26 protein-coding genes are annotated in these 25,722 nt (G+C 64.5%); 6 read left to right on the top strand and 20 right to left on the bottom strand.

Annotated features, from left to right (window positions below):
• Window positions 1-48: 48 nt before the first annotated feature.
• Genes choV through choX form a run of 3 tightly spaced genes read right to left on the bottom strand, consistent with a single transcriptional unit; the run spans window position 49 to window position 2,886 of the window.
• Window positions 49-1,056: a choline ABC transporter ATP-binding protein gene (gene choV / locus OC159_RS02735; RefSeq protein ID WP_265499621.1), complete on the bottom strand. Its 1,008-nt coding sequence runs from the start codon at window positions 1,054-1,056 to the stop codon at window positions 49-51.
• Window positions 1,053-1,901 (bottom strand): choline ABC transporter permease subunit, encoded by an 849-nt coding sequence (choW, locus tag OC159_RS02730; protein WP_265499620.1) that lies wholly within the window; start codon window positions 1,899-1,901, stop codon window positions 1,053-1,055. Before choW ends, choV begins: the two co-directional genes overlap by 4 nt.
• A gap of 43 nt (window positions 1,902-1,944) precedes the next feature.
• Window positions 1,945-2,886, bottom strand: coding sequence for a choline ABC transporter substrate-binding protein (gene choX, locus OC159_RS02725; RefSeq protein ID WP_265499619.1), 942 nt, complete (start codon window positions 2,884-2,886; stop codon window positions 1,945-1,947).
• Window positions 2,887-2,971: 85 nt separating this feature from the next.
• Between choX and betI the strand changes: the two genes are divergently transcribed.
• From betI to betA, 3 genes are read left to right on the top strand one after another with little or no spacing between them, the layout of a single operon-like run.
• Window positions 2,972-3,538, top strand: coding sequence for a transcriptional regulator BetI (gene betI, locus OC159_RS02720; protein ID WP_265499618.1), 567 nt, complete (start codon window positions 2,972-2,974; stop codon window positions 3,536-3,538).
• 2 nt (window positions 3,539-3,540) lie between these two features.
• Window positions 3,541-4,980, top strand: coding sequence for a betaine-aldehyde dehydrogenase (gene betB / locus OC159_RS02715; protein WP_265499650.1), 1,440 nt, complete (start codon window positions 3,541-3,543; stop codon window positions 4,978-4,980).
• On the top strand, window positions 4,967-6,613 hold the full coding sequence (gene betA, locus OC159_RS02710) for a choline dehydrogenase (protein ID WP_265499617.1): 1,647 nt from the start codon (window positions 4,967-4,969) through the stop codon (window positions 6,611-6,613). Before betB ends, betA begins: the two co-directional genes overlap by 14 nt.
• Window positions 6,614-6,616: 3 nt before the next feature.
• On the opposite strand, the gene metH is transcribed toward betA, so the two are convergent.
• The 3 genes from metH to OC159_RS02695 form a co-directional block, all read right to left on the bottom strand.
• Window positions 6,617-9,334 (bottom strand): methionine synthase, encoded by a 2,718-nt coding sequence (gene metH / locus OC159_RS02705; protein WP_265499616.1) that lies wholly within the window; start codon window positions 9,332-9,334, stop codon window positions 6,617-6,619.
• Window positions 9,327-10,364, bottom strand: a complete 1,038-nt coding sequence (locus tag OC159_RS02700; RefSeq protein ID WP_265499615.1) for a homocysteine S-methyltransferase family protein — start codon at window positions 10,362-10,364, stop codon at window positions 9,327-9,329. The genes metH and OC159_RS02700 overlap by 8 nt, the downstream gene beginning before the upstream one ends.
• 94 nt (window positions 10,365-10,458) lie before the next feature.
• The gene (locus OC159_RS02695) at window positions 10,459-10,911 is read right to left on the bottom strand and encodes an Lrp/AsnC family transcriptional regulator (RefSeq protein WP_265499614.1); all 453 of its coding nucleotides are present in this window, start codon (window positions 10,909-10,911) and stop codon (window positions 10,459-10,461) included.
• A gap of 128 nt (window positions 10,912-11,039) precedes the next feature.
• Between OC159_RS02695 and hppD the strand changes: the two genes are divergently transcribed.
• Window positions 11,040-12,152 carry a 4-hydroxyphenylpyruvate dioxygenase gene (gene hppD / locus OC159_RS02690; RefSeq protein WP_265499613.1) on the top strand — a complete coding sequence of 371 codons (1,113 nt, stop codon included), beginning with the start codon at window positions 11,040-11,042 and terminating at the stop codon, window positions 12,150-12,152.
• A 22-nt stretch (window positions 12,153-12,174) separates the two neighbouring features.
• The gene (locus tag OC159_RS02685; protein WP_265499612.1) at window positions 12,175-12,528 is read left to right on the top strand and encodes a Rieske (2Fe-2S) protein; all 354 of its coding nucleotides are present in this window, start codon (window positions 12,175-12,177) and stop codon (window positions 12,526-12,528) included.
• Between the two features lie 33 nt (window positions 12,529-12,561).
• On the opposite strand, the gene OC159_RS02680 is transcribed toward OC159_RS02685, so the two are convergent.
• The 6 genes from OC159_RS02680 to OC159_RS02655 form a co-directional block, all read right to left on the bottom strand.
• Window positions 12,562-13,599, bottom strand: a complete 1,038-nt coding sequence (locus OC159_RS02680) for an extracellular solute-binding protein (RefSeq protein ID WP_265499611.1) — start codon at window positions 13,597-13,599, stop codon at window positions 12,562-12,564.
• A gap of 93 nt (window positions 13,600-13,692) precedes the next feature.
• Window positions 13,693-14,436 carry an SDR family oxidoreductase gene (locus tag OC159_RS02675; protein ID WP_265499610.1) on the bottom strand — a complete coding sequence of 248 codons (744 nt, stop codon included), beginning with the start codon at window positions 14,434-14,436 and terminating at the stop codon, window positions 13,693-13,695.
• Window positions 14,437-14,498: 62 nt separating this feature from the next.
• Window positions 14,499-15,389, bottom strand: a complete 891-nt coding sequence (ppk2, locus tag OC159_RS02670) for a polyphosphate kinase 2 (protein WP_265499609.1) — start codon at window positions 15,387-15,389, stop codon at window positions 14,499-14,501.
• 3 nt (window positions 15,390-15,392) lie between these two features.
• On the bottom strand, window positions 15,393-16,319 hold the full coding sequence (locus OC159_RS02665) for a homoserine O-succinyltransferase (protein ID WP_265499608.1): 927 nt from the start codon (window positions 16,317-16,319) through the stop codon (window positions 15,393-15,395).
• A 1-nt stretch (window position 16,320) separates the two neighbouring features.
• On the bottom strand, window positions 16,321-17,184 hold the full coding sequence (locus OC159_RS02660; RefSeq protein WP_265499607.1) for an ATPase: 864 nt from the start codon (window positions 17,182-17,184) through the stop codon (window positions 16,321-16,323).
• A gap of 244 nt (window positions 17,185-17,428) precedes the next feature.
• Entirely contained in the window at window positions 17,429-18,580 is a 1,152-nt protein-coding gene (locus OC159_RS02655) for an OmpP1/FadL family transporter (protein WP_265499606.1), read from the bottom strand.
• Window positions 18,581-18,792: 212 nt separating this feature from the next.
• Between OC159_RS02655 and guaB the strand changes: the two genes are divergently transcribed.
• Window positions 18,793-20,241 carry an IMP dehydrogenase gene (gene guaB / locus OC159_RS02650; protein WP_265499605.1) on the top strand — a complete coding sequence of 483 codons (1,449 nt, stop codon included), beginning with the start codon at window positions 18,793-18,795 and terminating at the stop codon, window positions 20,239-20,241.
• A 150-nt stretch (window positions 20,242-20,391) separates the two neighbouring features.
• On the opposite strand, the gene OC159_RS02645 is transcribed toward guaB, so the two are convergent.
• The 8 genes from OC159_RS02645 to OC159_RS02610 form a co-directional block, all read right to left on the bottom strand.
• Window positions 20,392-20,739, bottom strand: a complete 348-nt coding sequence (locus OC159_RS02645) for a hypothetical protein (RefSeq protein WP_265499604.1) — start codon at window positions 20,737-20,739, stop codon at window positions 20,392-20,394.
• A gap of 63 nt (window positions 20,740-20,802) precedes the next feature.
• Window positions 20,803-21,264, bottom strand: a complete 462-nt coding sequence (locus tag OC159_RS02640; protein ID WP_265499603.1) for a hypothetical protein — start codon at window positions 21,262-21,264, stop codon at window positions 20,803-20,805.
• A 59-nt stretch (window positions 21,265-21,323) separates the two neighbouring features.
• The gene (locus OC159_RS02635) at window positions 21,324-21,914 is read right to left on the bottom strand and encodes a hypothetical protein (RefSeq protein ID WP_265499602.1); all 591 of its coding nucleotides are present in this window, start codon (window positions 21,912-21,914) and stop codon (window positions 21,324-21,326) included.
• Window positions 21,915-21,934: 20 nt separating this feature from the next.
• A complete protein-coding gene (locus tag OC159_RS02630; protein ID WP_265499601.1) occupies window positions 21,935-22,528 on the bottom strand; it encodes a hypothetical protein in 594 nt (197 codons plus the stop codon).
• Between the two features lie 534 nt (window positions 22,529-23,062).
• Window positions 23,063-23,503 (bottom strand): single-stranded DNA-binding protein, encoded by a 441-nt coding sequence (gene ssb, locus OC159_RS02625; protein ID WP_322626702.1) that lies wholly within the window; start codon window positions 23,501-23,503, stop codon window positions 23,063-23,065.
• A gap of 284 nt (window positions 23,504-23,787) precedes the next feature.
• Window positions 23,788-24,414 carry a hypothetical protein gene (locus OC159_RS02620; RefSeq protein ID WP_265499600.1) on the bottom strand — a complete coding sequence of 209 codons (627 nt, stop codon included), beginning with the start codon at window positions 24,412-24,414 and terminating at the stop codon, window positions 23,788-23,790.
• Window positions 24,415-24,428: 14 nt separating this feature from the next.
• Window positions 24,429-25,406: a PD-(D/E)XK nuclease-like domain-containing protein gene (locus OC159_RS02615; RefSeq protein ID WP_265499599.1), complete on the bottom strand. Its 978-nt coding sequence runs from the start codon at window positions 25,404-25,406 to the stop codon at window positions 24,429-24,431.
• Window positions 25,403-25,678 carry a hypothetical protein gene (locus OC159_RS02610; RefSeq protein WP_265499598.1) on the bottom strand — a complete coding sequence of 92 codons (276 nt, stop codon included), beginning with the start codon at window positions 25,676-25,678 and terminating at the stop codon, window positions 25,403-25,405. The genes OC159_RS02615 and OC159_RS02610 overlap by 4 nt, the downstream gene beginning before the upstream one ends.
• Between the last annotated feature and the right edge of the window lie 44 nt (window positions 25,679-25,722).

Below are 25,722 nucleotides of genomic sequence, written 5' to 3'. Positions count from 1 at the left end.
GACGCTGCTGATCCAGTATCGCCGCGACCTGCAGAACAGCCGACCGCGTCAGCCGCGCGGGTCGATCAGTCGCGCCAGGACCGCCTCGCGCGTGACGCGTCTGCCGCCTTCAACCGGCAGGGCCGGGCGGTCGGCCAGAAGGTCCATGACCTTTCGCACCGGCATGTCCCGCGGCACGGGCGTCCCCTCGGCCGCGCCGGGCTCGGCCACGTCCTCGGCCGTCAGGACCCCAAGCGGGTTCATGTGCGCCACGAAGTCGGCGACGTATTCGTTCACAGGCTTTGCGATGATCTGCCGCGCGGTGCCGACCTGGACAATCCGCCCGCCCTCCATCAGCGCGATCCGGTTGCCCAGCTTGAAGGCCTCGTCGAGGTCGTGGCTCACGAAGATGATCGTCCGCCCGGTCCTGGCCTGAAGCTCCAGCAATTCGTCCTGCAGCCTTGCGCGGATCAGCGGGTCGAGCGCGCTGAACGGCTCGTCCATCAGCAGGATCGGCGCTTCGGTCGCAAAGGCCCGCGCCAGGCCCACGCGTTGCTGCATGCCGCCCGAGAGCTCACCCACCTTGCGGTCCGCCCACTCGACCAGGCCCACGGTATCGAGGTGCTTCTCGACCTTTGCACCTCGTTCGGCGGGGGACATGCCCGCCAGCTCCAGCCCCAGGCCCACGTTTTCGCGGACGGTGCGCCAGGGCAGCAGGCCGAACTGCTGGAAGACCATCGCGACGTCGCGCAGGCGGATGTCACGCAGCTTGCGCGTGTCCGCGCCCGTGACGCTGACCATCTGGTCGCCCCTGCGGATGCGGACCTCTCCGCGGCAGACGTGGTTCAGCGCGTTGACCGCCCGCAGCAGCGTGGACTTGCCGGACCCGGAGAGACCCATGAGGACCAGGATCTCTCCATCCGCGACCGATAGGGTGCAGTCGTGGACGCCCAGAACCTGGCCGGTCTCGTCCTTGATCGGACCACGTTCAAGGCCTTCATCCATCAGCGGCAGAGCGCGTTCGGGATGATCGCCGAAGACGATGCAGACGTTGTCGAACTCGACGGCATTGGTCATTTCGGGCCCTCCATGCGCAGCATCCGGTCCAGAAGAATGGCAACCACCACGATGACGAAGCCCGATTCGAATCCCAGCGCCGTGTTCACGCTGTTCAGCGCCCTGACAACCGGCACCCCCAGGCCAGATGCGCCGACAAGCGCGGCGATCACCACCATCGACAGCGACAGCATGATTGTCTGGTTCAGGCCCGCCATGATCTGCGGCAGCGCACTTGGAAGTTCCACCTTCCACAGAAGCTGGCGTGGCGTTGCGCCGAAGGCCGTTGCGGCCTCGACCAGCGACGGCGGGGTCGAGGCGATGCCCAGCTGCGTCAGCCGGATGGGCGCGGGCAGCACGAAGATGACCGTCGCCAGCAATCCCGGCACCATGCCGATGCCGAAGAAGACAATGGCCGGGATCAGGTAGACGAAGGTCGGCAGGGTCTGCATCAGGTCCAGCACCGGTCGCATCCAAGCGTAAAGCTTCGGCCTGTGGGCGGCGGCGATGCCGACCGGCACGCCCACCGCCATGCAGACGATGCAGGCCGACAGGACCAGGGTCAGCGACTGCAGCATTTCCTCCCAATAGCCCTGGTTCAGCACGAACAACAGTCCGGCCGCCATCAGCAGGCAGACCGACAGCCGCCGCTGCAGCGCCCACGTCAGCGCCATGGCCAGCGCGATGAACAGGAAAGGGTGCGGCGCCTCAAGGGCCGCAAGGATACCGCCGATCAGCGCCTCCATCCCGACCGAGATCGTGTCGAAGACGCCCGAGGCGTTTGCGGTCAGCCAGTCGAAGGCCGACCTGGCCGAACTTCCGACCGGGATCTTGTTGTCGGTGACCCATGCGGTCAGATGTTCCATTCCTGTTCCCCTGCCTGCCCTGGTTGATCCGTGCGCGCGACGATCAGCCCGCCAGCGCCTGTTTCAGCGCCGTTTCGGGATCGTTGCCGTCGACCGTGGTGACACCTGACAGCCAGGGCGTCGCGGCATCCGCGTTGTCCGACAGCCATTCACGCGCCGCGTTCATTGGCGCCATGCCGTCGTTCAGGATCTTGCCCATGACCTCGTTTTCCATCGGCAGCGTGAATTCGAGGTTCTGCAGGAACTGGCCGACATTCGGGCATTCCTCGACGTAACCGGTGCGGGTGTTCGTGCGGACCTCGGCACCGCCGAGGTTCGGACCGAAGATCTCGTCGCCGCCGGTCAGGTAGGTCATGTCGAACTGCGCGTTCATGGGATGCGGCTCCCATCCCAGGAAGACAACCGGCTGTTCGCGACCGACGGCGCGGCCGACCTGTGCCAGCATTCCCTGTTCCGAAGATTCGACGACTTCGAAGGTGCCAAGCCCGAACTTGTCCATGGCAACCATCTCCAGCAGCAGGCGGTTGCCGTCGTTGCCGGGCTCGATCCCGTAGATCTTGCCGTCAAGGGCGTCCTTGTTCGGAGCGATGTCCGAGAAGTCCGCGATGCCCAGGTCGGCCCCGGCCTGATTCGTGGCCAGCGTGTATTTCGCGCCCGTCAGGTTGGTGCGCACCGTGTCCACCGTGCCTTCCTCGCGATAGGGCGCGATATCGGCCTCCATCGTTGGCATCCAGTTGCCCAGGAACACGTCGACATCGTCGGTCGACAGCGCGGTATAGGTTACCGGAACCGACAGGATCCGCGTCTCGGTCTCATAACCCAGGGCCTGAAGGACGGTTGTCGCCAGGGCCGTGGTCGCCGTGATGTCGGACCAGCCGACATCGGAAAAGACCACCGTCCGGCATTCCTCGGGTTCGGCTGCGGCGGCGGGCATGGCCGTGGCGGCGGCGATCGCGAAGGATGCAGCGATGCGGGAAAGGGTCATGTCAGGCTCCCTGTTCTTGATTGGTCACTCAATTAACGTTACACCAGCTCGGCAAGGCAACCATTTTTCCATGGGCAGGACGGACATGCCGAAACTTGGCGCAGAGCCTATCCGAAAAGCCGCGTTAATCAACGCCGCCATCTTCGAGGTCGGCCGGGCAGGCTCTCTGGACGTCACCGTTGCGCAGATCGCCCGGCGGGCAGGGATGTCGCCGGCCCTGGCGCATCATTATTTCGGGTCGAAAGAGCAGATCTTTCTGGCCGCCATGCGCTATATCCTGCGGACCTACGGTCAGTCCGTCCGTGATGCTCTGCCGGGGCGGGGCCCGCGGGGGCGGCTGGACGCCATCGTCCGGGCCAGCTTTGCCCCTCAGAACTTCCAACGAGAGACCGTCAGCGCCTGGCTGAACTTCTATGCCCTGTCATTCGTCAGCTCGGATGCGGCGCGGCTGCTGCGGATCTATCACTGCCGGCTGCGGTCGAACCTGATCGTCGCCCTGCGCGGTCTGAGCGATCATCCGGAGCAGACCGCCGACACGCTCGGCGCGCTGATTGACGGGGTCTACCTGCGCACGGTGCTGACACCGGGTCCGACCGATGCCGACGCTGCCTTGACTACCGTCCTGTCCTACCTCGAGGAGGCCCTGTCATGAGCCTGTCAGCCCAACCGCCTGCAAGCCTGTTCATCGGCGGGATGCCGGTCGAAGGTCAGGGTGCGGAACTTTCCGTCCGCTATCCCTTCACGGGCGAGGAAATCGCCACCCTCCGCGAAGCGTCGGCGGATCAGGTCGCCACCGCCTGCGCCGTCGCCCGCGCCGCGCAACCCGCATGGGCCGCCCTTGCCCCGGTCGAGCGGGGGCGGATCCTTGGCCGCGCCGCGGCGATCATCCTGTCCCGCAATGAGGACCTCGCGCGGCTGGAAACTCTGGACACCGGCAAGCCGATCCAGGAAACGCGCGTCGCAGACTGGCCGTCGGGGGCGGCGGCGCTGGAGTATTTCGCGGGACTGGCGGCCACGCTGACGGGCCAGATGATCCCGCTGGGTCAGGATTGGGCCTATACCCGTCGCGAGCCGCTAGGGGTTTGCGCTGGCATCGGGGCCTGGAACTATCCCAGCCAGATCGCCTGCTGGAAAGCCGCGCCCGCGCTGGTCATGGGCAACACGATGGTCTTCAAGCCGTCCGAGGAAACGCCCTTGGGTGCGTTGAAACTGGCCGAAATCTTCATCGAGGCCGGGATGCCGCCGGGGGTCTTCAACGTGGTCCAGGGCCGGGGCGAGGTCGGGGCCGCGCTGGTCACCAATCCCGACGTCGCCAAGGTATCGCTGACCGGCTCGGTCCCCACGGGCCGCCGCGTCTATGCCGCCGCAGCCGAGGGCATGCGCCACGTCACGATGGAACTGGGCGGCAAGTCGCCGCTGATCGTCTTCGACGATGCGAACCTGGAAGATGCCGTCGGCGCCGCGATCCTGGCAAACTTCTACAGTTCAGGGCAGATCTGCTCGAACGGGACGCGGGTGTTTCTGCAAGAGGGCATCAAGGAGGACTTCCTGGCCCGCCTGGCCGAACGGGCGAAGTCCGTCCGAATGGGCGATCCGCTGGACCCCGGCATCAACCACGGGCCGATCATCAGCCCCGCACAGGCCGCGAAGATCCGGTCCGCGATCAAGGCCGGACAGGCAGCGGGGGCGCGGCTGGTCTGCGGCGGTCCGGGCGAGGGGGCCTTCATCCCGCCGACCGTCTTTGCGGACGCAACCGACGACATGAGCATCGCCACGGACGAGATCTTCGGTCCGGTGATGACCGCGCTCAGCTTCGTCGACGAGGCCGAGGTCATCAGTCGGGCGAACGGCACCGGATTCGGGCTGGCGGCGGGTGTCTTCACGCAGGATCTTGCGCGGGCGCACCGGGTCGTCGCCGCGCTGGAGGCCGGAACCTGCTGGATCAACGCCTATAACCTGACGCCGGTCGAGATGCCTTTCGGCGGCGTGAAGCTGTCCGGGCTGGGACGAGAGAATTCGGCCGCCGCCATTGAACATTATTCGCAACTGAAGTCCGTCTATGTCGGAATGGGAGGCGTCGATGCCCCCTACTGAACGCGGCGCCGCGCCGTCCGACTATGTCATCGTCGGGGCAGGCAGTGCCGGCTGTGCGCTGGCCTACCGTCTGACCGAGGCCGGTCGGACGGTGACGCTGATCGAATACGGCGGCAGCGACGCGGGTGTCTATATCCAGATGCCCGGGGCGCTGTCCTATCCGATGAACATGCCGCGTTATGACTGGGGATTTTCCAGCCAACCAGAGCCGCATCTGGGCGGGCGACGACTGGTGACGCCGCGGGGCAAGGTGCTGGGCGGGTCGTCCTCGATCAACGGGATGGTATTCGTACGCGGCAACCCGATGGACTTCCAGCACTGGGCCGACAGCGGGGCGACGGGCTGGGACTATGCCGGCGTCCTGCCCTATTTCAAGCGGATGGAGACCTGGCACGGCGATCCGACCGGCGCGCAGACCTCGCCCTGGCGGGGCAGCGATGGACCGCTGCACGTCACCCGCGGCAAGCGCAAGAACCCGCTCTTCAACACCTTCATCGAGGCGGGCCAGCAGGCCGGCTGGCCCCGCAACGACGACTATAACGGAGAGCGTCAGGAAGGCTTCGGCCCGATGGAGGCCACGATCTGGAAAGGCCGCCGCTGGTCGGCCGCCAACGCCTATCTGCGCCCTGCCCGCAAGAGCGGCCGCCTGACGCTGGTCCACGGCCTTGCGCAGCGTATCCTGTTTCAAGGAAACCGGGCCTACGGCGTTGAGGTGGCGACAAAACGGGGAATTGTGACGGTCGAGGCAACGCGCGAGGTGATCGTCTCGGCCAGCTCGATCAACACGCCGAAGTTGCTGATGCTGTCGGGGATCGGTCCATCGGATCACCTGCGCCAGCACGGGATCACGCCCCAGGTCGACAGACCCGGCGTCGGTGCGAACCTGCAGGATCACCTGGAAATCTACATGCAGTACAAGTCGCTGAAGCCGGTGACGCTCTACACCTACTACAACCTTTTGGGGAAGGGGCGGGTGGGCCTGGAATGGCTGCTGCAGAAGACCGGCTTGGGCGCGTCGAACCAGTTCGAAAGCTGCGGGTTCATCCGGTCGTCCGACAGCGTGGCCTATCCCGACATCCAATACCACTTCCTGCCGTTGGCAGTGCGATACGATGGCAAGGCGGCGGCGCAGGGGCACGGGTTCCAGGCGCATGTCGGCCCGATGCGGTCCAAATCGCGCGGCACGGTGCGGCTGGCCAGTGCCGATCCGGCGGCGGCGCCCCTGATCCGCTTCAACTACATGTCGCACGAGGACGACTGGAGGGAGTTTCGGGCCTGCGTCCGCCATACCCGCCGCATCTTCGATGCGCCCGCCTTCAAGGACTATCGCGGCGACGAGATCCAGCCCGGCAATGCTGTCAAGACGGACGCGCAGATCGACGCCTTCATCCGGGAACATGCCGAATCCGCCTATCACCCCTGCGGGACGGCGCGGATGGGTTCGGCGCGCGATCCCATGGCGGTGGTCGACCCCGAACTGCGGGTGATCGGGGTCGAGGGGCTGCGGGTGGCCGACAGCTCGATCTTCCCGCGCATCACCAACGGCAACCTGAACGGGCCCTCGATCATGACCGGCGAAAAGGCCGCCGATCACATCCTGGGCCGCCAGATGCTGCGCGAGAACCCCGCCTGAGGGCTAGGCGGCGTCCGACGCCGCCTCTTTCCGGATATAGTTCAGCACCGGGGCCAACCAGCGCTCCGTCTCGGCCAAGGTCATGCCCTTCCTCGCGGCATAGTCACGGGCCTGGTCTTCCTCGATCCGGGCGACGCCGAAATAATAGCTGTCGGGATGGCCGATATAGAGACCCGAAACCGACGAGCCCGGCCACATCGCCATGCTTTCGGTCAGTTGCACCCCTGTCGCAGCTTCCGCGTTCAGCAGCTTGAAAAGCGTCGTCTTTTCGGTGTGATCTGGCTGCGCCGGATAGCCAGGCGCGGGGCGGATGCCCTTGTAGGGTTCGGCGATCAGCTGCTCTGGCGTGAATGTCTCGTCGGCGGCATAGCCCCAGAACTCGCGCCGGACGCGTTCGTGCAGCATCTCGGCCATGGCCTCGGCGATGCGGTCCGCCAGCGCCTTGACCATGATCGCGCCATAGTCGTCATTCGCACGCTCGTATCGGGCCGAAATCTCGGCCTCTTCGGGGCCGGCTGTCACGACGAATCCGCCGACATGGTCGGGAATGCCCCCGGGTGCCACGAAGTCCGACAGGGCCACATTCGGGCGACCGTTCCGCTTGGTGACCTGCTGGCGCAGCGTGTGCAGCATCGCCAGTTCCTTGCCCCGATCGGGACCCGTGAACAGGCGGATGTCGTCGCCCACGGCATTCGCAGGCCAGAAGCCCACGACCGCGCGCGGCTTGAACCACTGGCCGTCGATGATCCAGGCCAGCATCTCCTGCGCCTCGGCGAACAATTGGCGCGCGGCCTCGCCCTGCTTTTCGTCGTCCAGGATGCGCGGATAGACGCCCTTCAGCTCCCATGTCTGGAAGAACGGCGTCCAGTCGATATAGCGCGCGATCTGCGCCAGGTCCCAATCCTCGATGACCCGCGCGCCGGTAAAGCTGGGCGCGGTGGGGGCATAGGCGGACCAGTCGATCTTGAGCGCATTGGCGCGGGCGGCGGCAAGGGGCAGGCGCGTCTTGGCGGCCTCGGCCCGCTCGTGCCGCTCGGCCACCTCGGCATATTCGGCGCGGATGCCCTCGACATAGGCGGTCTTCTGGCTGGCGCTCAGCAGCGACGAGGCGACGCCGACCGCGCGGCTGGCATCCGTGACATAGACCGCCTGCCCACGCACGAACCGGGGCGAGATCTTCACCGCCGTGTGGATCTTCGAGGTCGTGGCACCCCCGATCAGCAGCGGGATGTCAAAACCCTCGCGCTCCATCTCCGAGGCGACATGCACCATCTCGTCCAGGGAAGGGGTGATCAGGCCGGACAAGCCGATGATGTCGACGTTTTCGTCGCGGGCCACCTGCAGGATCTTCTGTGCGGGCACCATGACGCCCAGGTCGATGACCTCGAAATTGTTGCAGGCCAGCACGACGCCGACGATGTTCTTCCCGATGTCGTGGACGTCGCCCTTGACGGTGGCCATCAGGATCTTGCCCGCCGTTTCACGCTCTGTCCCGCCATTCAGGCGCTTTTCCTCTTCCATATAGGGCAGAAGGACGGCCACGGCCTGCTTCATCACGCGGGCGGATTTCACCACCTGCGGCAGGAACATCTTGCCCGCGCCGAACAGGTCGCCCACCACGTTCATCCCTGCCATGAGCGGCCCTTCGATCACGTGCAGCGGGCGTTCGGCAGCCTGACGCGCCTCTTCGGTGTCGGCCTCGATGAACTCAGTGATGCCGTTGACCAGCGCATGTTCCAAGCGCTTGTCCAGCGGCCATTCGCGCCAGGACAGGTCCTTTTCGCGTTTCGCGCCCTGGCCGTCGCCCCGGAACCGCTCGGCGATCTCCAGCAGGCGCTCCGTGGCGTCGGGGCGGCGGTTCAGGACGACATCCTCGCAGGCCTCGCGCAGGTCCGGGTCGATTTGGTCATAGAGCGCCAGCTGCCCTGCGTTGACGATGCCCATGTCCATTCCCGCCTGAATGGCGTGGTAAAGGAACACGGCATGCATCGCCTCGCGCACGGGTTCGTTGCCGCGAAAGGAGAAGGACAGGTTCGACACGCCGCCGGACACGTGGGCGTGCGGCAGGTTCTGGCGGATCCAGCGCGTCGCCTCGATGAAGTCGACGCCGTAGTTGTTGTGCTCCTCGATCCCCGTGGCGACGGCGAAAATGTTGGGATCGAAGATGATGTCCTCGGGCGGAAAGCCGACCTCGTCCACCAGGATGCGATAGGCGCGCTCGCAGATCTGGATCTTGCGCGCGGCGGTGTCGGCCTGGCCCTGTTCGTCGAAGGCCATCACGACCACGGCGGCGCCATAGGCCAGGCACAGCCGCGCCTGGTGGCGGAACTGGTCTTCGCCCTCTTTCATGCTGATCGAATTCACCACCGGCTTGCCCTGCACGCATTTCAGCCCGGCTTCGATCACTTCCCATTTGGAGCTGTCGATCATCACCGGCACGCGGGCGATGTCGGGCTCGGCCGCCAGCAGGTTCAGGAACTCGACCATGGCGGCGCGGCTGTCGATCAGCCCCTCGTCCATGTTGATGTCGATGATCTGCGCGCCGTTCTCCACCTGGTCGCGGGCGACCTCCAGCGCGGCGGCGTAATCGCGGTTCTTGATCAGCTTGCGAAAGCGCGCGCTGCCCGTGACGTTCGTGCGCTCGCCCACGTTCACGAAGGGGATGTCGGGGGTCAGGACGAAGGGTTCCAGCCCCGACAGGCGCAGGTAACGATCAGGCATAGGCGGGCACCTTTCTGGGGGCGAAACCTTTGACGGCATCGGCGATTGCGCGGATATGGTCGGGCGTCGTGCCGCAACAGCCGCCGACGACATTCACCAGCCCCTCGCGCGCGAAATCGGCGACCTGGGGGGCGGTGTCGTTCGGGCCTTCGTCATACTGCCCGAAGGCGTTGGGCAGGCCCGCATTGGGATAGGCGCAGACCAGCGTGTCCGCGACCGACGACAGCTCGGCCAGGTGCGGGCGCATCGCCGCCGCGCCAAGCGCGCAGTTCAGCCCGATGGTCCAAGGGTTCGCATGGCGGACCGAGTGCCAGAAGGCCGTGGGCGTCTGCCCTGAGAGCGTGCGTCCCGAGGCATCCGTGATCGTCCCCGAGATCATCATCGGCAGGCGCTGGCCATGATCCTCCATTGCCTGGATGCAGGCAAAGATCGCGGCCTTGGCGTTCAGCGTGTCGAAGATCGTCTCGATCAGCAGAATGTCGGCCCCGCCTTCGATCAGGCCCCGCGCCTGCTGGTGATAGGCGGCGCGCAGATCCTCGAAGGTCACGGCGCGATAGCCGGGGTCGTTCACGTCCGGGCTCATGGAGGCCGTGCGGTTCGTCGGGCCGATCGCGCCCGCGACGAAACGGGGGCGGCCGTCTTGCGCAGTGGCGCGGTCCAGCGCGCGGCGCACGACGCGGGCACCCTCGAAGTTCAGGTCGTGGACGGCCTGCTGCATCCCGTAATCCGCCTGCGCGATGGTCGTGGCCGAAAACGTGTTCGTCTCGACGATGTCGGCCCCGGCGATGGCATAGCGGTAATGGATTTCCTCGACCGCTTCGGGTTGGGTCAGGATCAGCAGGTCGTTGTTGCCCGTCTGCGGATGGTCGGAATGGTGACGGCAGACATGGCCCGAACCGTGACCGGTGTAGTCGTCCTCACCCAGGCCCAGCTGCTGGATCTGCGTGCCCATCGCCCCGTCCAGGATCAGGATGCGTTCGGCGGCGGCGTCGTTCAGCGCCGCGAAGGCGGCAGAGGGGGGCAGGGGCATGGGCAGGCCTTTCCGTTGAAGCCCGTGATATAGACGCCCCGGCCCTTGGCAGCAAATTCATAGTTCGGGACAAGATCATGAATCCCGCACAAGTTCAGAGCGGAACGCCGCGTTCGTCCTTCAGCGTCTTCAGGACGATTTCCGAACGCACCTGCGCCACCTGCGGATGCGGCAGCAGGTGGCGGTGCACGAAATCTGCAAAGCCCTCCAGGTCGCGTGCGCGGATGTCCAGCACGTAGTCGGCGTCACCCGACACCGAGAATGCGGACCGGATCATCGGCTGGCTTGCGACGAAGCGGGCGAAGTCCTCCTCGCGCCCCTGGCCGTGGTCGCGCAGGTTCACGCGGATGATCGCGCGGAAGCCATAGCCCAGCCTGGTGGGTGACAGATGCGCCGAATAGCCCTCGATGATGCTCGCATCCTCCAGCGCGGCCCGCCGACGCGAGATCTGCGAGGCGGAAAGGCCCACGACCTCTGCCAGCGCGGCGTTGGTCTGGGCGCCGTCGCGCTGCAATGCGCTCAGGATGGCGGTATCGAAGCGATCCATGCGTGTTCCGTGCATAAAACCACACAAGCTGCGGCGTCGTTGCGATCATGACGGCCCGGCGACAGTTTTTGCAACCTCATTGCGGCGCAATAGGCGGACAATCAACGCAGCGAACAGGAGGAGAGACCATGGGACCGTTCCCGCACGACGCGCCGAAGGCCACGATCAGCGACGCCAACCCCGCCGGAACCGACGGGTTCGAGTTCGTGGAATACGCCCATCCCGATCCGCAGGTGCTTGACCGCATCTTCAGGCAGATGGGCTTCACGCCGGTGGCGAAGCACAAGACCAAGGACATCACGGTCTATCGCCAGGGCGACATCAATTATCTGCTGAACGCCGAAGGGGGCAGCCACGCCGCGGGTTTCGTGGCGAAACACGGACCCTGCGCCCCGTCAATGGCCTGGCGGGTCGTCGATGCGCAATCGGCGTTGAAGCGGGCGCTGGACCTGGGGGCGACGGAGTATACCGGCAGCGGCAAATCCGTCGAGGCACCTGCCGTGGTCGGGATCGGCGGTTCGCTGCTCTATTTCATCGACCGCTATGGCGACGCCGGCAGCGCATATGACGCCGATTTCGATTGGCTGGGCGAGGAGAACCCGCGACCCGAAGGCTTCGGTTTCTTCTACCTCGACCACCTGACCCACAACGTGATCCGCGGCAACATGGACACGTGGTACAAGTTCTACCACGACACGTTCAACTTTCGCGAAATCAAGTATTTCGACATCAAGGGCAAGCAAACGGGGCTGGTCAGCCGCGCGCTTACCTCGCCCGACGGCAAGATCCGCATCCCGATCAACGAGTCGACCGACGACCACAGCCAGATCGAGGAATACCTGCGCGAATACAAGGGCGAGGGCATCCAGCACATCGCCATTGCCAGCAACGACATCTATGCCGGCACCGACCAGATCGCGGCTGCCGGGATGGACTTCATGCCCGGCCCGCCCGACACCTATTACGAGATGTCGCATCGCCGCGTGAAGGGCCACGAGGAGCCGATCGACCGCATGAAGGCGCGCGGCATCCTGATCGACGGCGAAGGCGTCGTGGGCGGAGGAGAAACCCGGATTCTCTTGCAGATATTTTCGAAGACCGTGATCGGGCCGATCTTCTTCGAGTTCATCCAGCGCAAGGGCGACGACGGCTTCGGCGAAGGCAACTTCCGCGCCCTGTTCGAATCGATCGAGGAAGACCAGATCCGGCGCGGCGTGTTGTCCGCCGCCCCTGCCCAATAAGGAGGCCGCCGCGCCGATCATCATGGCCTGGACCGACTACAGCAGCGCGCCCGCCCTCGGGACGCGCATCTGCCGCGCCGCCGAGGTGACCGGCGTTCACCCGATGACCGTCCAGACCGAGCGCGGCGAGTTCCCCCTGATCCTGGTGCGCGACCGCGACGTCATCTGCGCCTTCGTGAACGCCTGCCCGCACCAGTACCTGCCGCTGGACTATCGCGGCACGACGCTGCTGTCGGCGGATGGGACGAAGCTTCTTTGCACCGCGCACGGTGCCAGCTTCGACAAGGCGACCGGTGACGTCATCGCAGGCGCCGACTGCGGCCTCGACCCGGTTCCGGTAGTGCAAGAGGGCGACCACATCGTGATCGCCCCCTGAGGTCTCGCCACAAGTCGATCGGGCGGTGCGGGATCAGAACCCGGCCTTGATCTTTTCGAACTCGGCCAGCTGGCGCTGGCGCTGCTCGGGGTCGTTGGGCGTCTGCGCCAGCACCGGCACGTCGATCTCGGACAGGCCTTCCGCGACGGCGGGTTCGTCGGCGATGGTGGCCATCGCTTCGGTCGAGGTGTGGCCATAGCCGATCGTGTCCAGCAGCGCCTTGCCGGCCGACGGCTCCAGCCAGGCGTTGATGAAATCATACGCCTTGTCTTCGCTGCCCGGACTGTCCTTGACGTTTACGAAGCCGCAGAAGAACGTCGACGATCCCTCCTCGGCCTCGCGCTGGAAGCCCACGGGATAATTGTCTTCCTGCAGGTAGACGACGCCGTCGTTCCACGACCAGGCCACGTCCACCGCGCCCGAGGCCATCAGCTGCGCCTGTTCGGACGGGTCCGCCCAATAGGCTGCGACGTTCTGATGCGCCTGGCGCAGCCACTCGGCAGCGGCCTGGAACTGTTCGTCCGTCACATTGGTCCAGTCGGTGGTACCGGTGGCGAGGTAGGCCAGCGCCCAGACATCGTCCGAGCTGTCGGGCAGCGAGGTGCGGCCCTGATATTTCGGGTCGAGGAACACGTCGAGGCTGGCGACGTCCTCGGCAGGCACCGTCTCGGTGTTGTAGGCGATGGCGGTCGCGCCCCAGTCGGTCGGGATGTACCACACGCCCTGGTCGTCGCTGAACACCTCGCTGTCCAGGAAGCGTTCATCGATCTTGTCGAAGTTCGGGATGCGCGACGTGTCCCACGGCTCGATCAGGCCGGCGTCGCGATATTTGCCGACCATCTGGCTGCACGGGTGGATCACGTCGGCGCGGAAACCCGAGGCGACCTTCTGGAAGGCCTCGTCATCGTCGCCATAGAACGCAAAGGTCGGGCTGTCGCCGTGCTTGTCGATATAGCCCTGGAAGATCGAGGGTTCCTCGAACCCGGCCCAATCGAAGACCGTCAGTTCGGGATCGGCGGCATAGGCGGGCAGGGCGGCGGCAGCCAGCAGGGTGGTTGTCAGCAAGCGCATGAAAGCGGGCCTTTCGGTCGATGAATTGCCTGCAACGCTAAGCGGCGCGTGCCGACCGCGCAAGGGTTTCGCGCGGCCGTGATGAACGGCTGCTCAGCGCATCCGCAGCGCGCCGTCGATGCGGATGGTCTCGCCATTCAGATAGTCGTTCTCGACGATGAATGCGGGCATGCGGGCGTATTCCGCCGGATCGCCGAGCCGCTTCGGAAAGGTCACCTCGGCCGCGAGGCTCTCCTGAACCTCGGTCGGAAGGCTCGTCAGCATCGGCGTGCCGAAGATGCCGGGGGCGATGGCGCAGACGCGGATGCCCTGACCCGCCAGGTCGCGCGCCAGCGGCAGGGTCATTCCCGCGATGCCTGCCTTGGACGCCGCATAGGCCGCCTGGCCCTTCTGCCCGTCGAAGGCTGCAATGGATGCCGTGTTCACGATCACGCCGTTGTCGCTCCGCCCGTTGAGCGCCATCCGTTCGGCCGCCAGCCGCAGCACGTTGAAGCTGCCGATCAAGTTGATCTCGACCGTGCGGCGAAAGCTTTCCAGCCGGTGCGGCCCGTCGCGGCCAAGGGTCTTCTCGCCCGTGGCGATGCCCGCGCAGTTCACGCAGACGTCGATGCCGCCCATCGTCCCGACGGCCAGCGAGATGGCATCGGCCACGCTTCGTTCATCTGTCACATCGGTTCGGGCATAACCGGCATCAATGGCCGCAGCAGCCTCGGCCCCGGTGTCAGCCAGATCCAGCACCACCACCTGTGCGCCGCGCTTGCGGAAATGCGCAGCCGTCGCGGCACCAAGGCCCGATGCGCCACCGGTGACGATGGCGCGGCATGTCGAAAGATCCATGTTCCCCTCCCAGTTCCTCTGGGAAGGTTCTGGCATGGTCGGGCGGCAGCGCCAAGGCTGCTTCAGTCGCGCAGCAGTTCCGGGCTTCCGGCGATCAGCGGGTCGATCTGGCCGATCGCCGCATCGTCGCGTCCGGCAAAGTCGCAGGCGCGCAGGATCGTCTGGATCGCGGCGATCCGCGCCCGGCGCTTGTCGTCGGACCGTACCACGGTCCAGGGCGCGATGGGGGAATGGGACAGGTTCAGCGTGTCGCGAATTGCGCGCGAATAGTCGTCCCACTTGGCCAGCCCTTCGACGTCGATGGGGCTGAGCTTCCACTGCTTCAGGGGGTCCTGCTCTCGGTCAAGGAACCGCCGCAACTGCTCGGCGCGGCCGACGTTCAGCCACAGCTTGACCAGGATCACGCCGTCGTCAACCAGCGTCTGTTCGAACCCCGGAAGCTGGCGAAAGAACGCGTTGCGCTGGGGTTCGGTCGTAAAGCCGAAGACGCGCTCCACGACGCCGCGGTTGTACCAGCTGCGGTCGAACAGCGCGATCTCTCCCGCGGCGGGCAGCCAGTCGACATAGCGCTGAAAATACCACTGGGCGGCCTCGCGCTCGGTCGGCTTGGGCAGCGCCACGATGTAAGCGGACCGCGGGTTCAGGTTCTCGCGCACGCGCTCGATTGTGCCGCCCTTTCCCGCGGCGTCTCGTCCCTCGAAGAGGACGACAATCCGCTTGCCGGTCGTAACGACGTCGTGCATCAACCGCACCAGTTGCAGCTGCAGCTGCGCCATCTGCGTCTCGTAGATGCCCTTGCCCATCTCCTCGCGGTAGGCAAAGTCGGGGTCCAGGATGTCCTTGCGACCGGCGTTCGTCACGATCTTGCGGATGTCGACCGGCGCGCCGGTCTTGAGGTAGTCGGTGATCCTGCCGACCAGCGGCAACGCCTCGATGCGTTTGGGGTCAGCCATTCGTCATCCCTCGCCGATGCGCGACATGTCGTAATACGTCGTCTGATAGATCTCGTTGATCCAGTTACCGTAGAGCAGATGCGCATGGCTGCGCCAGCGGTTCGTGGGCGCCTGCGTGATGTCGTCGTCGGGATAGTAGTTCGCGGGAACGGCGACGGGCTTCCCGGCGGCAAGATCGCGGTCGTGTTCCTCTTTCAGCGTCGTGCTGTCGTATTCGAAGTGGTTGAATACATAGAGCGCGCGGTGCCCCGGATCGGCCAGAAGGCAGGGGCCGACATCGCTGCTGGCCAGCAGCGTCGTCAGCGCGGGGCGGGCATCGACATCGTCCTGGCGCACCTCGGTCCAGCGGCTGACCGGAACCAGGACGTCGTCGGAAAATCCGCGCAGGTAAGGCGAGGCGGGGGACAGGTTGCGGTGCCGGAAGCAGCCGAAGGCCTTCGACGGCAGCATGTGCTTGGGCAGGCCGTGAAAATGCCACGCCATCGCCATGCCGCCCCAGCAGACGCCAAAGGTGGAATGCACATGGGTCTGTGTCCAGGCGAAGACGCGGGTCAGCTCTTCCCAGTAGGTGACCTGGTCGAAAGGCAGATGCTCGATGGGTGCGCCGGTGATGACGAGGCCGTCGAACTTCTCGCCGCTGGCCTCGATCTCCCGGAAGGGGCGGTAAAAGCTTTCGAGGTGGTCGGCGGCGGTGTTGCGGCTTTCGTGGTCGGACATGCGGATCAGCTGAAAGTCGATCTGCAGGGGCGTGGCGCCGATCAGGCGCGCGAACTGGTTCTCGGTCTGGATCTTCTTGGGCATCAGGTTCAGCAGGCCGATGCGCAAGGGGCGAATGTCCTGGGTCGCCGCACGGCCCGGCGACATCACCATCACCCCCTCGTCCGAGAGGATGCGGTAGGCGGGCAGGTTCTCGTTCAGGGTGATCGGCATATCAATCTTCCTTGCGCGCGATTGCGCGGGCGATCAGGTCGTTGAAGTCGTCGGGGGTGCGGATCTGCGCCACCTCCTCGGCCAGGATGGTGACGCCGCGCCGGGCCATCGCCTGATAGCGGGGCTGTCGGTGGGCCAGGGCGCGCGCGTAGGTCCAGCGGATGAAGTCGTCGGGATTAACCTGCGCTTCCTCCAGCCCCTTTTCAACGCGATAGGCGATCCAGGCCTGTTCCAGGAACTGCGGCTGATAGTACATGGGCTTCGGCGCCTTGTCGAAGCGGCGCACGAGTTCCGCCGTATGCGCATCGCTGCCCTTGATCCAGACCATCAGCAGGTCGTGTGAGAGGGCTTTCAACACGGGGTCCTGCGGGTCTTCGGGATCGACGACCTCGCAGATCGAGCCGCCGCTGTCGCAAACGAAGTTCGCCAGGCCATAGATGTCGCGCGCGCGGTCCATGAAGTGCCGCGTGTCCAGCAACGACGCGATCTCGGCCCGCCGGTGCTGGTTCTGGCGCAGGCAGTATTCGCCGAAGGGCAGTCCGCCCCGGCTGGGGCTGCCCGGCTTGCCCAGATAGGTGGACAGCGGCGCGAGGTTGTCGAAGGTGATGTTGCTGGCGATATAGACGCTGTCGGACATCAGCAGGTCGCGCAGGAACGGGACCTTCATCGCCTCGCGCTTGAAGTTGTCGGCGATGTATTCGCCCATGTAGCGCGTGCCGATGCGGTAGTCGACGGAGTAGTGAAACCAGTCCCCGGTGCCGCGCAGCATCGAGGCAAGGAAGGTCTTGCCAAGGCCCGACATGCCGAACAGCACGATCCGCCGGGCCGTTGCCGCCTGCCACTCTGCCGCGCTGCGATAGATCATCCGCCGTTCCTTTCGCCAGGTCGCCCCTAGCTAATGGCAGCGGCTGGACAAGGAAAGGGGCCGGTGCGCGAACCCCCTGTTGCGTCCCGCGACCGCCGGGGGGCCGGCCCCCCGGACCCCCCTCTGCAGGATCGTGCCGCCGATGGTCCCCGCGGGCCGGCTTCGATGATTCCGGATAAGCGGCTGCTGAAACGGCAAACGGCCCTGCTGCAGGGGCAGAGCCGTTCTTCTGGCAAGCGTGGTATCAGAAGCGGTAGCCGATCCGGACGCCGACGCCCCAGGCATCGCTGTCTTCGGTGCTGGCGCGCTGCACGTCGGGGGTTCCCGTCTCTGGGCTCGCATCGCCCAGCTTGGTATAGTTTATCCCGGTCGTGATCTTGATCGGCCCCTGGCTGTAGATCGCGGCCAGTGTAATGCCCTTGCGCCCGTTCGTGGGGGCCAGGGGCGACACGAGGTCGTCGCCTTCTTTTTCGAACGAGAACGATGCGGAGCCGGACCAGGCATCGGTGAAGGCCCGGCCGACGCCAAGCGTGTATGTCGTGGTGTTCTCGAGTTCCACGAGGCCACTGCCCGTGACATCCACGAGTTGCTGCGGGTCGACGCGGAACGCGCTCCACTCTACCCAGCGGATCGAGCCGAAGACCAGCGTGTCAGCGGCGACGCCGGTCTGGAATTCCAGGTTCCAGCTTTCGGGGGTCGAGACCGTGGTTGTGGAGTCCGCGTTCAGCAGGGGAAGCGCCGGGATGGGTCCGGGACCATCGGGATCGACAAGCGGGCCAGATTCGGTGGTATCGAACTCGTGTTCGACCTCGGAGTTGTAGGTCAGCGAGACGCGGGCGGCGATGTCGGGACGTTCCCAAGCCACGCCGGCGACGTAGCCGATACCGGTATCAGCATCCAGCTCGACATCGTAGCCGGCGAGGGGGCCATAGGCGAGGCCGTTGAGCCGCACCTCTCCGTCGGCGCGTGATCCGCGAATGCCGCCATGGACCGAGAAGTTGTTCTGGAACTTGTAGCGTCCCAATGCCGTGAAGGTGGTCGAATCGACGCGCGCCAGAGTCCCGCCCAGCATAAGCGAACCGCCATCGACCAGGGAAGGATAGCGAATGTCCGCGCCGAACGGCTGCTCTATGATGATCGCGCCCGAGAAGTTCGGCGTGAACTGGTGCTTGTAGGCCAGCCCCGCGAAGCCATAGCCCTGCGCCACGTCGCCCAGCTGGAAGCCAGCGACGTCGGTTCCTTCCACCGTGGGATCGACACCGCCGAAGCTCAGCTCGACGTAGTTTCCGTCCTCGAACAGCGGGCCAAGCGACTGCGGTGCCCGCTCGATCCCGCCGGCCATGAGCGGCGCGGCCCCCAGCATCAGCGCCGCCACGCCGGTCAATGCGATCTTCATGTTCTTCCTCCCAGGTCGGGCATATGTGCCCACTTTTCGCCACCGTATCGCACAACCGTTACGGGTCAATTAGCGTGGACGATTGACGTCACGTCGGCGTCATCATCGGCTTCGGATCGTGGCAGCCGGGCAACTGCCCGCGCCGGGCTGGACAAATCGGGTCAGGCGTGAAAGGGGAAACTGCCAAACGATCTTGCCGCAAGGACACCCCCATGCAGATTCGTGAGGCTCTCACTTTCGACGACGTTCTTCTTGTTCCGGCCGCCTCGACGGTGCTGCCGTCGACCGCTGACGTGACGACCTTCGTCACGCGCTCGATCCGGATGAACATCCCGCTTCTGTCCTCGGCCATGGACACAGTCACGGAAAGCAGGATGGCCATTGCACTGGCGCAGTCGGGCGGGATGGGCGTGATCCACCGCAACCTGACGACCGAACAGCAGGCCGCCGAGGTGCGCCGCGTGAAGCGCTTTGAATCCGGCATCGTCTATAACCCGATCACGCTGACGCCTGACCAGACGCTGGCGGACGCCAAGGCGCTGCAGGACCGCTATAGCGTCACCGGGTTTCCGGTTGTCGACGCAGACGGCCGCGTCGTCGGCATCGTGACGAACCGCGACATGCGCTTTGCCAGTGGCGACCGGACCCCCGTGCGGGCCATGATGACCGGCGACAACCTTGCGATCCTGAGAGAGCCCGCTGACCGGGCCGAGGCGATCAGCCTGATGAAGGCGCGCCGGATCGAGAAGCTGCTGGTGACCGACGGCAACGGCAAGCTGACCGGCCTGCTGACGCTGAAGGACACCGAGAAGGCCGTGCTGAACCCGCTGGCCTGCAAGGACGGCTTGGGTCGCCTGCGGGTGGCCGCCGCCTCGACGGTCGGCGAAGAAGGGTTCGAGCGCAGCCAGGCGCTGATCGACGCCGGCGTGGACATGGTGGTGATCGACACCGCCCATGGCCATTCCGCCGGCGTCGCCCGCGCAGTCGAGCGCGTGAAGGCGCTGTCCAACGACGTCCAAGTGGTCGCCGGCAACGTCGCCACGGCCGAGGGGACCCGGGCACTGATCGACGCGGGGGCCGACGCCGTGAAGGTCGGGATCGGACCGGGATCGATCTGCACGACGCGGATTGTCGCAGGCGTCGGCGTGCCGCAGCTGACGGCGATCATGGACGCGGCATCCGCCGCCGGGGACGTGCCGATCATTGCAGACGGAGGCATCAAGTTCTCGGGCGACTTTGCGAAAGCCATTGCTGCAGGTGCCAGCTGCGCCATGGTCGGCAGCGCGATCGCGGGCACGGACGAAAGCCCCGGCGACATGATCCTCTATCAGGGCCGCAGCTTCAAATCCTATCGCGGCATGGGTTCGCTTGGCGCGATGGCGCGCGGATCGGCTGACCGGTATTTCCAGAAGGACGCAGCAAGCGACAAGCTGGTCCCCGAAGGGATCGAGGGACAGGTGCCCTACAAGGGACCGGCAGGCACCGTGATCCACCAGCTGGTCGGCGGCCTGCGCGCAGCCATGGGCTATACCGGCTGCGCCACCGTCGCCGAGATGCGCAGGAACTGCCAGTTCGTGCGCATCACCGGTGCGGGCCTGAAGGAAAGCCATGTCCACGACGTTCAAATTACTCGGGAGTCCCCGAACTATAGGCTTGGTTAAACAGTGAGTTAGCCTGATATTGCTGGATTTTTGACGCTGGAACATTAGTAGAACAGAGACAGCACATACCCAGCACGGGACACTGCATCAGTTCCGGAACTGATGCAAAAAAGGATAGTCTCCCCGTCCAACTGATGCAGATGGGGAGGCTCACCAATCCCGGACCCGGCCTCTCGGGTCGCCGTCGGGAAGCTCATCGCACTCAGCATCGACGTCAGCGAGCTGCACGAGCGTCCAGACCCCGGCGCCGTCATCGCGCCAGAGCCATTCGATGCCGTCGATTTCAAACGCTGACCAGTATCTGTCTGGATGATGAACGCGGTGCCAGTTCGAGGCGATGGGGACCATCCCCCACCCCCAGCACTCAACGACCCGAATGACCCAGGGCGGGCGGATCGGCCCGTCGCTCTCGGGGTCATACATTGGAAGCTGCGTGAAATCCACGTCGAGGATTTGCAGCGGCGCAATCGGCCAGTCGTTGGGATCTATCATGGTCATATAATTGGCTGGATTTCCGGAGGGCGAAATGAAAAACCCCGGCGCGGTGGCCGGGGTCTCTGTTCACATCGAGTTGCTGAACCGACAATAATGCGGATTGCCTTTTCGACGCTCACTGAGAGTGTGGTTGTAGCCTTGAGTGACGAGCGAATTATAGACAGACATCGGGTTGCGATTTCCACTCCGAAGCTCGTCTGCCGCGATATAATAGGCCTGGCTGCGGAGTAGTGCGATGCACCGGTTGAAACTCAGATCTTCTCCGATTGGGTGGCCGTCGATAGCCGCTTCGCCGTGCATGTGACCGAGCTCCATCAGCTTTACGGCCGCGCGGTCCATCTCGACGGCCTCTCTGCATGTCACACCCTTGAGCCGACCTCCAAGAGTAGAGCGTGCAGCAGGGCGGCTGGGGTTGCCGTCGCACCGGGCTTCGATAGCATCCTCCAGCGTCATTGCTGGGGCCGGGGTTGCGATGACACCCGCCGTGAGAGCGAGGGCGATGACGACGGTAGAAATGATGGTCTTCATGATGTCTTCCTCTTCAAGGTTTGGGCGGTCGGGCGTTGAGATGACGGCGGGGGAGGGGGTCAGTCGGTGAGTTCGAGACTCTTGGCTTTCCGTCTCCTGTTATTTGAGATGGAGCCTGCAAGGTGATCCCGCATCCACATATCGCGGTCGATGTGGGCCTCGCTGACGATCGCGACAAACCCGATGGGGGTCTCATTGAGCGCCGCGACTTCTTCGTTAAGCTTAGCGCGCGATCCAGGATAATGTTTCTCGACAGCGTGCAGTCGAACGGTTCGCGCCATCCTGTCGTGATTTGAGAGGACCTGGCCGGTCGCGGCGTCCCGATTTTGATCGAGCTCGTAAGCGGCGAACAGTTCCTCGGCGGCCGAGCGCTTGTCGATCAGTTGCTCGATGTCGGGCTCTCTGGAGAGATTACGAGCAGTCGGCCCCTGAGCTTTCATCAACGCGCTGCGATAGACGAGAGCGGGCATGAGGGCTGCCCAGTCACGACCTGCGCCCTCGAAGCTGCGACCGGCGGCGGCGAGGTTATCAGCGACGACTTCCTGGGCGCGATCGACCTCGGCGTTGATTTGGGGGCCGAAAGCGGCGCCGAACGTGCGTCCGGTGGGATCGTTTTCGGGCAGTGCGGAAAAATCGAAATTGTGGTCCATGTCTATTTCCTCCTCGTTGATCAAAGGCACATCTGCGCCGGTGTCTTGCGGATGACGCGCGATGCGAGACGGCGTTCAGAGGTTTCCCGAGTGATTTCGATCAGCTTGCGGATGTTCTGGCCAGCTTTGCTGTCGACGTAGTTGTCGCGGAGCAACCGGGCTTCCTCGATCCACTCGGGCCGCAGACCGTTCACCCGCGTTGCGCGCTGGCCGGCAGTCAGCTTGGAGCCGTTGAGAGCGCTGAAGCCAGTTTCCGCTTCGTATGCGCGGCGGAGGAGGCGGAAGCCGTTTGCGCGAGCCAAGGCCTTTTTCCGTGTCGGAGCACCGGACAGCTCGGCGGCACCCGGCGCGAACGATACCCACCTGGACTCACTGACGGCGAATGCTTCCCATGCAACGAGGTCTCGGGCCGTCGGATCTGGGGAGGTGCTGCGATCTCTTGCGATGTCCGCGGCAAGAACAGCGCGGCCGCCATACATTTCTTGGAATGTTCGGGCCGGCTTCAGTGCTTTGCGCTTCTGCGCATGTGTCTCCATCTTGTGCCATGCGCCGGCGCCGATTGCGATCATCTTGTCGACGAATTCTTCAACTTCGCGATCCGGATCAATGCTCATCTCTATTCTCCCTATCGCCGGGAGCGAGTCCGGCATGTTGTTGTTCTCCCGCTCTGAATGGGAGTTAGGAATCCAGCCTGCACGCCATCAAATTGATTTCGAACGATTTTCTCAGGGTTCGGAAAAACAGACAGGAAATGCGGGGGAATATTTTTTTCGGTATGGGTTGGTATGTCGGTCGCTATACCGGCGTTTGGACATGACAAGGCCCCGGCTTTCGGTGACGCCTTTCGCGCGGTGGGAGTTAGACTGCGGCTCCGGAGGGTTCTGATGACATGTCCGGCGATTTCTGCGGCGTTTGCATCTGACAGGAGTCAGACTAACCTCGTCTAACTAAATCTAACTCACTATTTTAGACTTAGAAGGCCCCGGCTTTCGCCGAGGCCTTTGCCGCGTCTCGTGCGGCGCTCGCTCGTTCCCGGATTTGTCGCTCAATGACCCAGACCTGAGGGCGGCGGACGCGACGGCATCAACGGGCTGATTTACGGTCTGGAGAGTAGCCTGACCGGGAGATAGTCCGCCCTTCGAAAGGGTTTAGAAGGGGATCTCGTCGTCGTGGTCGGCGGCGGCGGGACGAGGCGAAGAGCGCTCAGCGGATGCGCCATGATCGCTACCGCCACCCTGACGGCCATCCAGCAGCGTCAGTTCGCCGCGATAGGGGCGCAGCACGACCTCGGTCGAATAGCGGTCGGCGCCGGACTGATCCTGCCATTTGCGGGTCTCCAGCTGGCCCTCGATATAGACCTTGCTGCCCTTCTTCAGATACTGCTCAGCGATCTTTGCCAGACCTTCGGCGAAGATCGCGACCGAGTGCCATTCGGTGCGCTCCTTGCGCTCACCCGAGTTGCGGTCCTTCCAGGTTTCCGAGGTGGCGATGCGCAGGTTGCAGACCTTGCCGCCGTTGCTGAACTCTTTGACTTCGGGATCGGCGCCCAGGTTGCCGATGAGGATGACTTTGTTGACGCTGCCTGCCATGATCAGATGTCTTTCGCTACGACGGCGCGAACGGCGGCGTCCTTGGATTCGAGGAGTTTGCGGAGTGCGATGGTGCGCTCGGGATTGTTCGGGATCGTGCTGACGATGCCCTCAGCCATCTCTCCGAAAGGTCGAGATACAGCCTGGAGATGTGGCGGGAGATGATCCCACTTGAAGAACTGAAGAATGTGCACTGCGCCCGCCTTTCATGCTTTTTGCTATGCTCTGATCAGGAATTAGGACCGAAAAACCCCCGCCCAAAACAAAGCGGGGGTTTTTCACGATCAGCCCAAACTTTCATTCAAGGCATCGACCGCGGCATTCGGATCGTTTTCCCGGTAATCCTTGGCGGCCGCCTCGAGGGCGATCAGCTGGTCATAGATGCCGGCGCCGAGTTCGTCGCGGATCGTATCCGGAACCTTTGCCCAGGCGTCCGCCACGCTGATCCCCTTGCCACCCTCAGCGACGCCGAACAGACGCTCCTTCCACTGATCGGCAGGACCCTTCTTAGCCTCCACCTTCAGCGGCTGGATCGTGGTCGGGGCGCGCTTGCCGCGGGTAGTCGTCAGGCTCAGTGTGCGGGGCTGAGAGAGGCCTTCCATCGCCGACACGCGGATGCCGCCGACGACATCTTTGCCGAAGCGGACGTTGGGATCGGTGTAGATCGTCAGCGACATGCCAACCCAGCGGTCGGGATCATCGCCCCAAATCGCAACCAAGCAGCGGAGAGCCGTTTTCGACGGCTTCCAGGGACGGCCATTGTCGCCGTCGAAGAACACATGGACGGGCTGCTCTGCGCTGCCCTCCCGGACCCCGTTGATGCGGATGGTGTGGGGTCCGGCGAGCAGGTCGTCGGCGTTGAGTTGGTCGGATTTCGGCGCGATTGCGCGGCGGATGTCGATTTTTGCCATGATGTTTTCTCCTCTCAGGCGTCTTCGTTTTCGTATTCTTCACGCCGCAGCACCCACTCGGGCAGGCTCATCGCCTCGATGTTAGGGCTGTAGGCTGGCCACTCGCCGGTGCGCTGGCACTCAGCAAAGCGAGCGAGGTCTTCGCGATATTCCCGGCGGCCGATCGCGATGTTCTGTGCGTCAAGGTGGTATACGCCGACGCCATAGGGGGCTGTTTTTTCCACGGCCACGAACAGGAAGGCCTTCGGCGCGGACATGGTGGTCGTGCCCGGCCCCTGCTTCAACGCGGCCTCAATCCCGTCGAGATAGAAGGCGGCCTGGACATGGTAGCGCCACTTCCACACAGACTTCTGGAAGCCGTCATACGACGCATCAAGGCACGTCTTGAGATCAACGACGACCCCGTCGTGGCGCCAGAAGTCGGGCCGGCAACGGCACCGGACGCCGGTCTCCTCGTCGGTCCAGTAGCAGCTCAGCTCTGGCACTCCAGAACCAGGAGCGAGAAGCTTCCCAGCCTTCGGGTGGCGCATGATCTGGCCATGCATGGCTTCGACTTCAGCCAGATCCGCGGCGGTGATGATCTGCTTGTCGCCGACAGATGCGGCGTATTCAGCACGGGCATCATCAAGCAGGATGGCGGATGGATCAGCCTCCCGGATACGGTCAGCAAGATCGGGCTTGTTGCCGCTGACAGGGAGACCGAGGGCCTTCAGGTAAGCCTTCATTTCGGGCATCGTATCGAGCGCACCCTCAGGAGCCACGAACGGCTCCGCATACCGACTCCAGAACTCCTCGGGCTCGAGCACTCGGTCGTGCGTCATTGTCCCCTTCAGGAACGCCGCGGTCTCTTTCCGCTCCGCTATCCGGGAGTGAAGGTAGTGTGCAGGACTTTTACGGATCAGGTCGGTTGAGGATTTCGACTTCTCCGGCCCCGAGTGATATTCAGCGTTCGAGAGGCCAGCATAAACACCAGCTTTGCGCTCCATCGTCATGCTCCCAGTCCCGTGCAGATCTCGGTCAGCCACTGCGCCGTTTCCGCGCGGACGACATCCTCATCAGCGGCCGCGAGACGGTCACATGCGGCGGCAAGTTCGAGACCGGAAACGAGCGTCGTGTTGCGCATACGCGCGATGATCCGGTCGATCGTCTCGCGGTATTCTGCGTCGCTGATTTCGCGCTCCGACCGGGCATTTGCGACCGCCGCGGCCGCGTCAAACAGGGCCAAGTAATCCGCATTGCCGGGCGCGTCCGCGAGCAGCAGCATCGCGTCCTTCAGGGTTGTTAGTCTCGTCGTCGGCACTGCCGCCT

Source organism: Paracoccus beibuensis, assembly GCF_026162625.1.
Classification (GTDB): Bacteria; Pseudomonadota; Alphaproteobacteria; order Rhodobacterales; family Rhodobacteraceae; genus Paracoccus; species Paracoccus beibuensis.
The sequence above is the reverse complement of the archived record's forward strand: the minus strand, read 5'-3'. Positions and strand labels throughout refer to the sequence as shown.

Bases quoted from the DNA above. Each gene is read 5' to 3' on its own strand.
- ppk2 (WP_265499609.1), bottom strand. From the start codon at position 15,389: ATGGCTGACCCCAAACGCATCGAGGCGTTGCCGCTGGTCGGCAGGATC.
- OC159_RS02655 (WP_265499606.1), bottom strand. From the start codon at position 18,580: ATGAAGATCGCATTGACCGGCGTGGCGGCGCTGATGCTGGGGGCCGCG.
- guaB (WP_265499605.1), top strand. From the start codon at position 18,793: ATGCAGATTCGTGAGGCTCTCACTTTCGACGACGTTCTTCTTGTTCCG.
- OC159_RS02630 (WP_265499601.1), bottom strand. From the start codon at position 22,528: ATGAGCATTGATCCGGATCGCGAAGTTGAAGAATTCGTCGACAAGATG.
- choV (WP_265499621.1), bottom strand. From the start codon at position 1,056: ATGACCAATGCCGTCGAGTTCGACAACGTCTGCATCGTCTTCGGCGAT.
- OC159_RS02620 (WP_265499600.1), bottom strand. From the start codon at position 24,414: ATGGCAAAAATCGACATCCGCCGCGCAATCGCGCCGAAATCCGACCAA.
- OC159_RS02685 (WP_265499612.1), top strand. From the start codon at position 12,175: ATGGCCTGGACCGACTACAGCAGCGCGCCCGCCCTCGGGACGCGCATC.
- OC159_RS02645 (WP_265499604.1), bottom strand. From the start codon at position 20,739: ATGACCATGATAGATCCCAACGACTGGCCGATTGCGCCGCTGCAAATC.
- OC159_RS02660 (WP_265499607.1), bottom strand. From the start codon at position 17,184: ATGATCTATCGCAGCGCGGCAGAGTGGCAGGCGGCAACGGCCCGGCGG.
- betI (WP_265499618.1), top strand. From the start codon at position 2,972: ATGCCGAAACTTGGCGCAGAGCCTATCCGAAAAGCCGCGTTAATCAAC.
- OC159_RS02635 (WP_265499602.1), bottom strand. From the start codon at position 21,914: ATGGACCACAATTTCGATTTTTCCGCACTGCCCGAAAACGATCCCACC.
- OC159_RS02675 (WP_265499610.1), bottom strand. From the start codon at position 14,436: ATGGATCTTTCGACATGCCGCGCCATCGTCACCGGTGGCGCATCGGGC.
- betA (WP_265499617.1), top strand. From the start codon at position 4,967: ATGCCCCCTACTGAACGCGGCGCCGCGCCGTCCGACTATGTCATCGTC.
- metH (WP_265499616.1), bottom strand. From the start codon at position 9,334: ATGCCTGATCGTTACCTGCGCCTGTCGGGGCTGGAACCCTTCGTCCTG.
- OC159_RS02680 (WP_265499611.1), bottom strand. From the start codon at position 13,599: ATGCGCTTGCTGACAACCACCCTGCTGGCTGCCGCCGCCCTGCCCGCC.
- hppD (WP_265499613.1), top strand. From the start codon at position 11,040: ATGGGACCGTTCCCGCACGACGCGCCGAAGGCCACGATCAGCGACGCC.
- OC159_RS02695 (WP_265499614.1), bottom strand. From the start codon at position 10,911: ATGGATCGCTTCGATACCGCCATCCTGAGCGCATTGCAGCGCGACGGC.
- choW (WP_265499620.1), bottom strand. From the start codon at position 1,901: ATGGAACATCTGACCGCATGGGTCACCGACAACAAGATCCCGGTCGGA.
- OC159_RS02615 (WP_265499599.1), bottom strand. From the start codon at position 25,406: ATGACGATGGAGCGCAAAGCTGGTGTTTATGCTGGCCTCTCGAACGCT.
- choX (WP_265499619.1), bottom strand. From the start codon at position 2,886: ATGACCCTTTCCCGCATCGCTGCATCCTTCGCGATCGCCGCCGCCACG.
- OC159_RS02665 (WP_265499608.1), bottom strand. From the start codon at position 16,319: ATGCCGATCACCCTGAACGAGAACCTGCCCGCCTACCGCATCCTCTCG.
- OC159_RS02610 (WP_265499598.1), bottom strand. From the start codon at position 25,678: ATGCTGCTGCTCGCGGACGCGCCCGGCAATGCGGATTACTTGGCCCTG.
- OC159_RS02700 (WP_265499615.1), bottom strand. From the start codon at position 10,364: ATGCCCCTGCCCCCCTCTGCCGCCTTCGCGGCGCTGAACGACGCCGCC.
- ssb (WP_322626702.1), bottom strand. From the start codon at position 23,503: ATGGCAGGCAGCGTCAACAAAGTCATCCTCATCGGCAACCTGGGCGCC.
- OC159_RS02640 (WP_265499603.1), bottom strand. From the start codon at position 21,264: ATGAAGACCATCATTTCTACCGTCGTCATCGCCCTCGCTCTCACGGCG.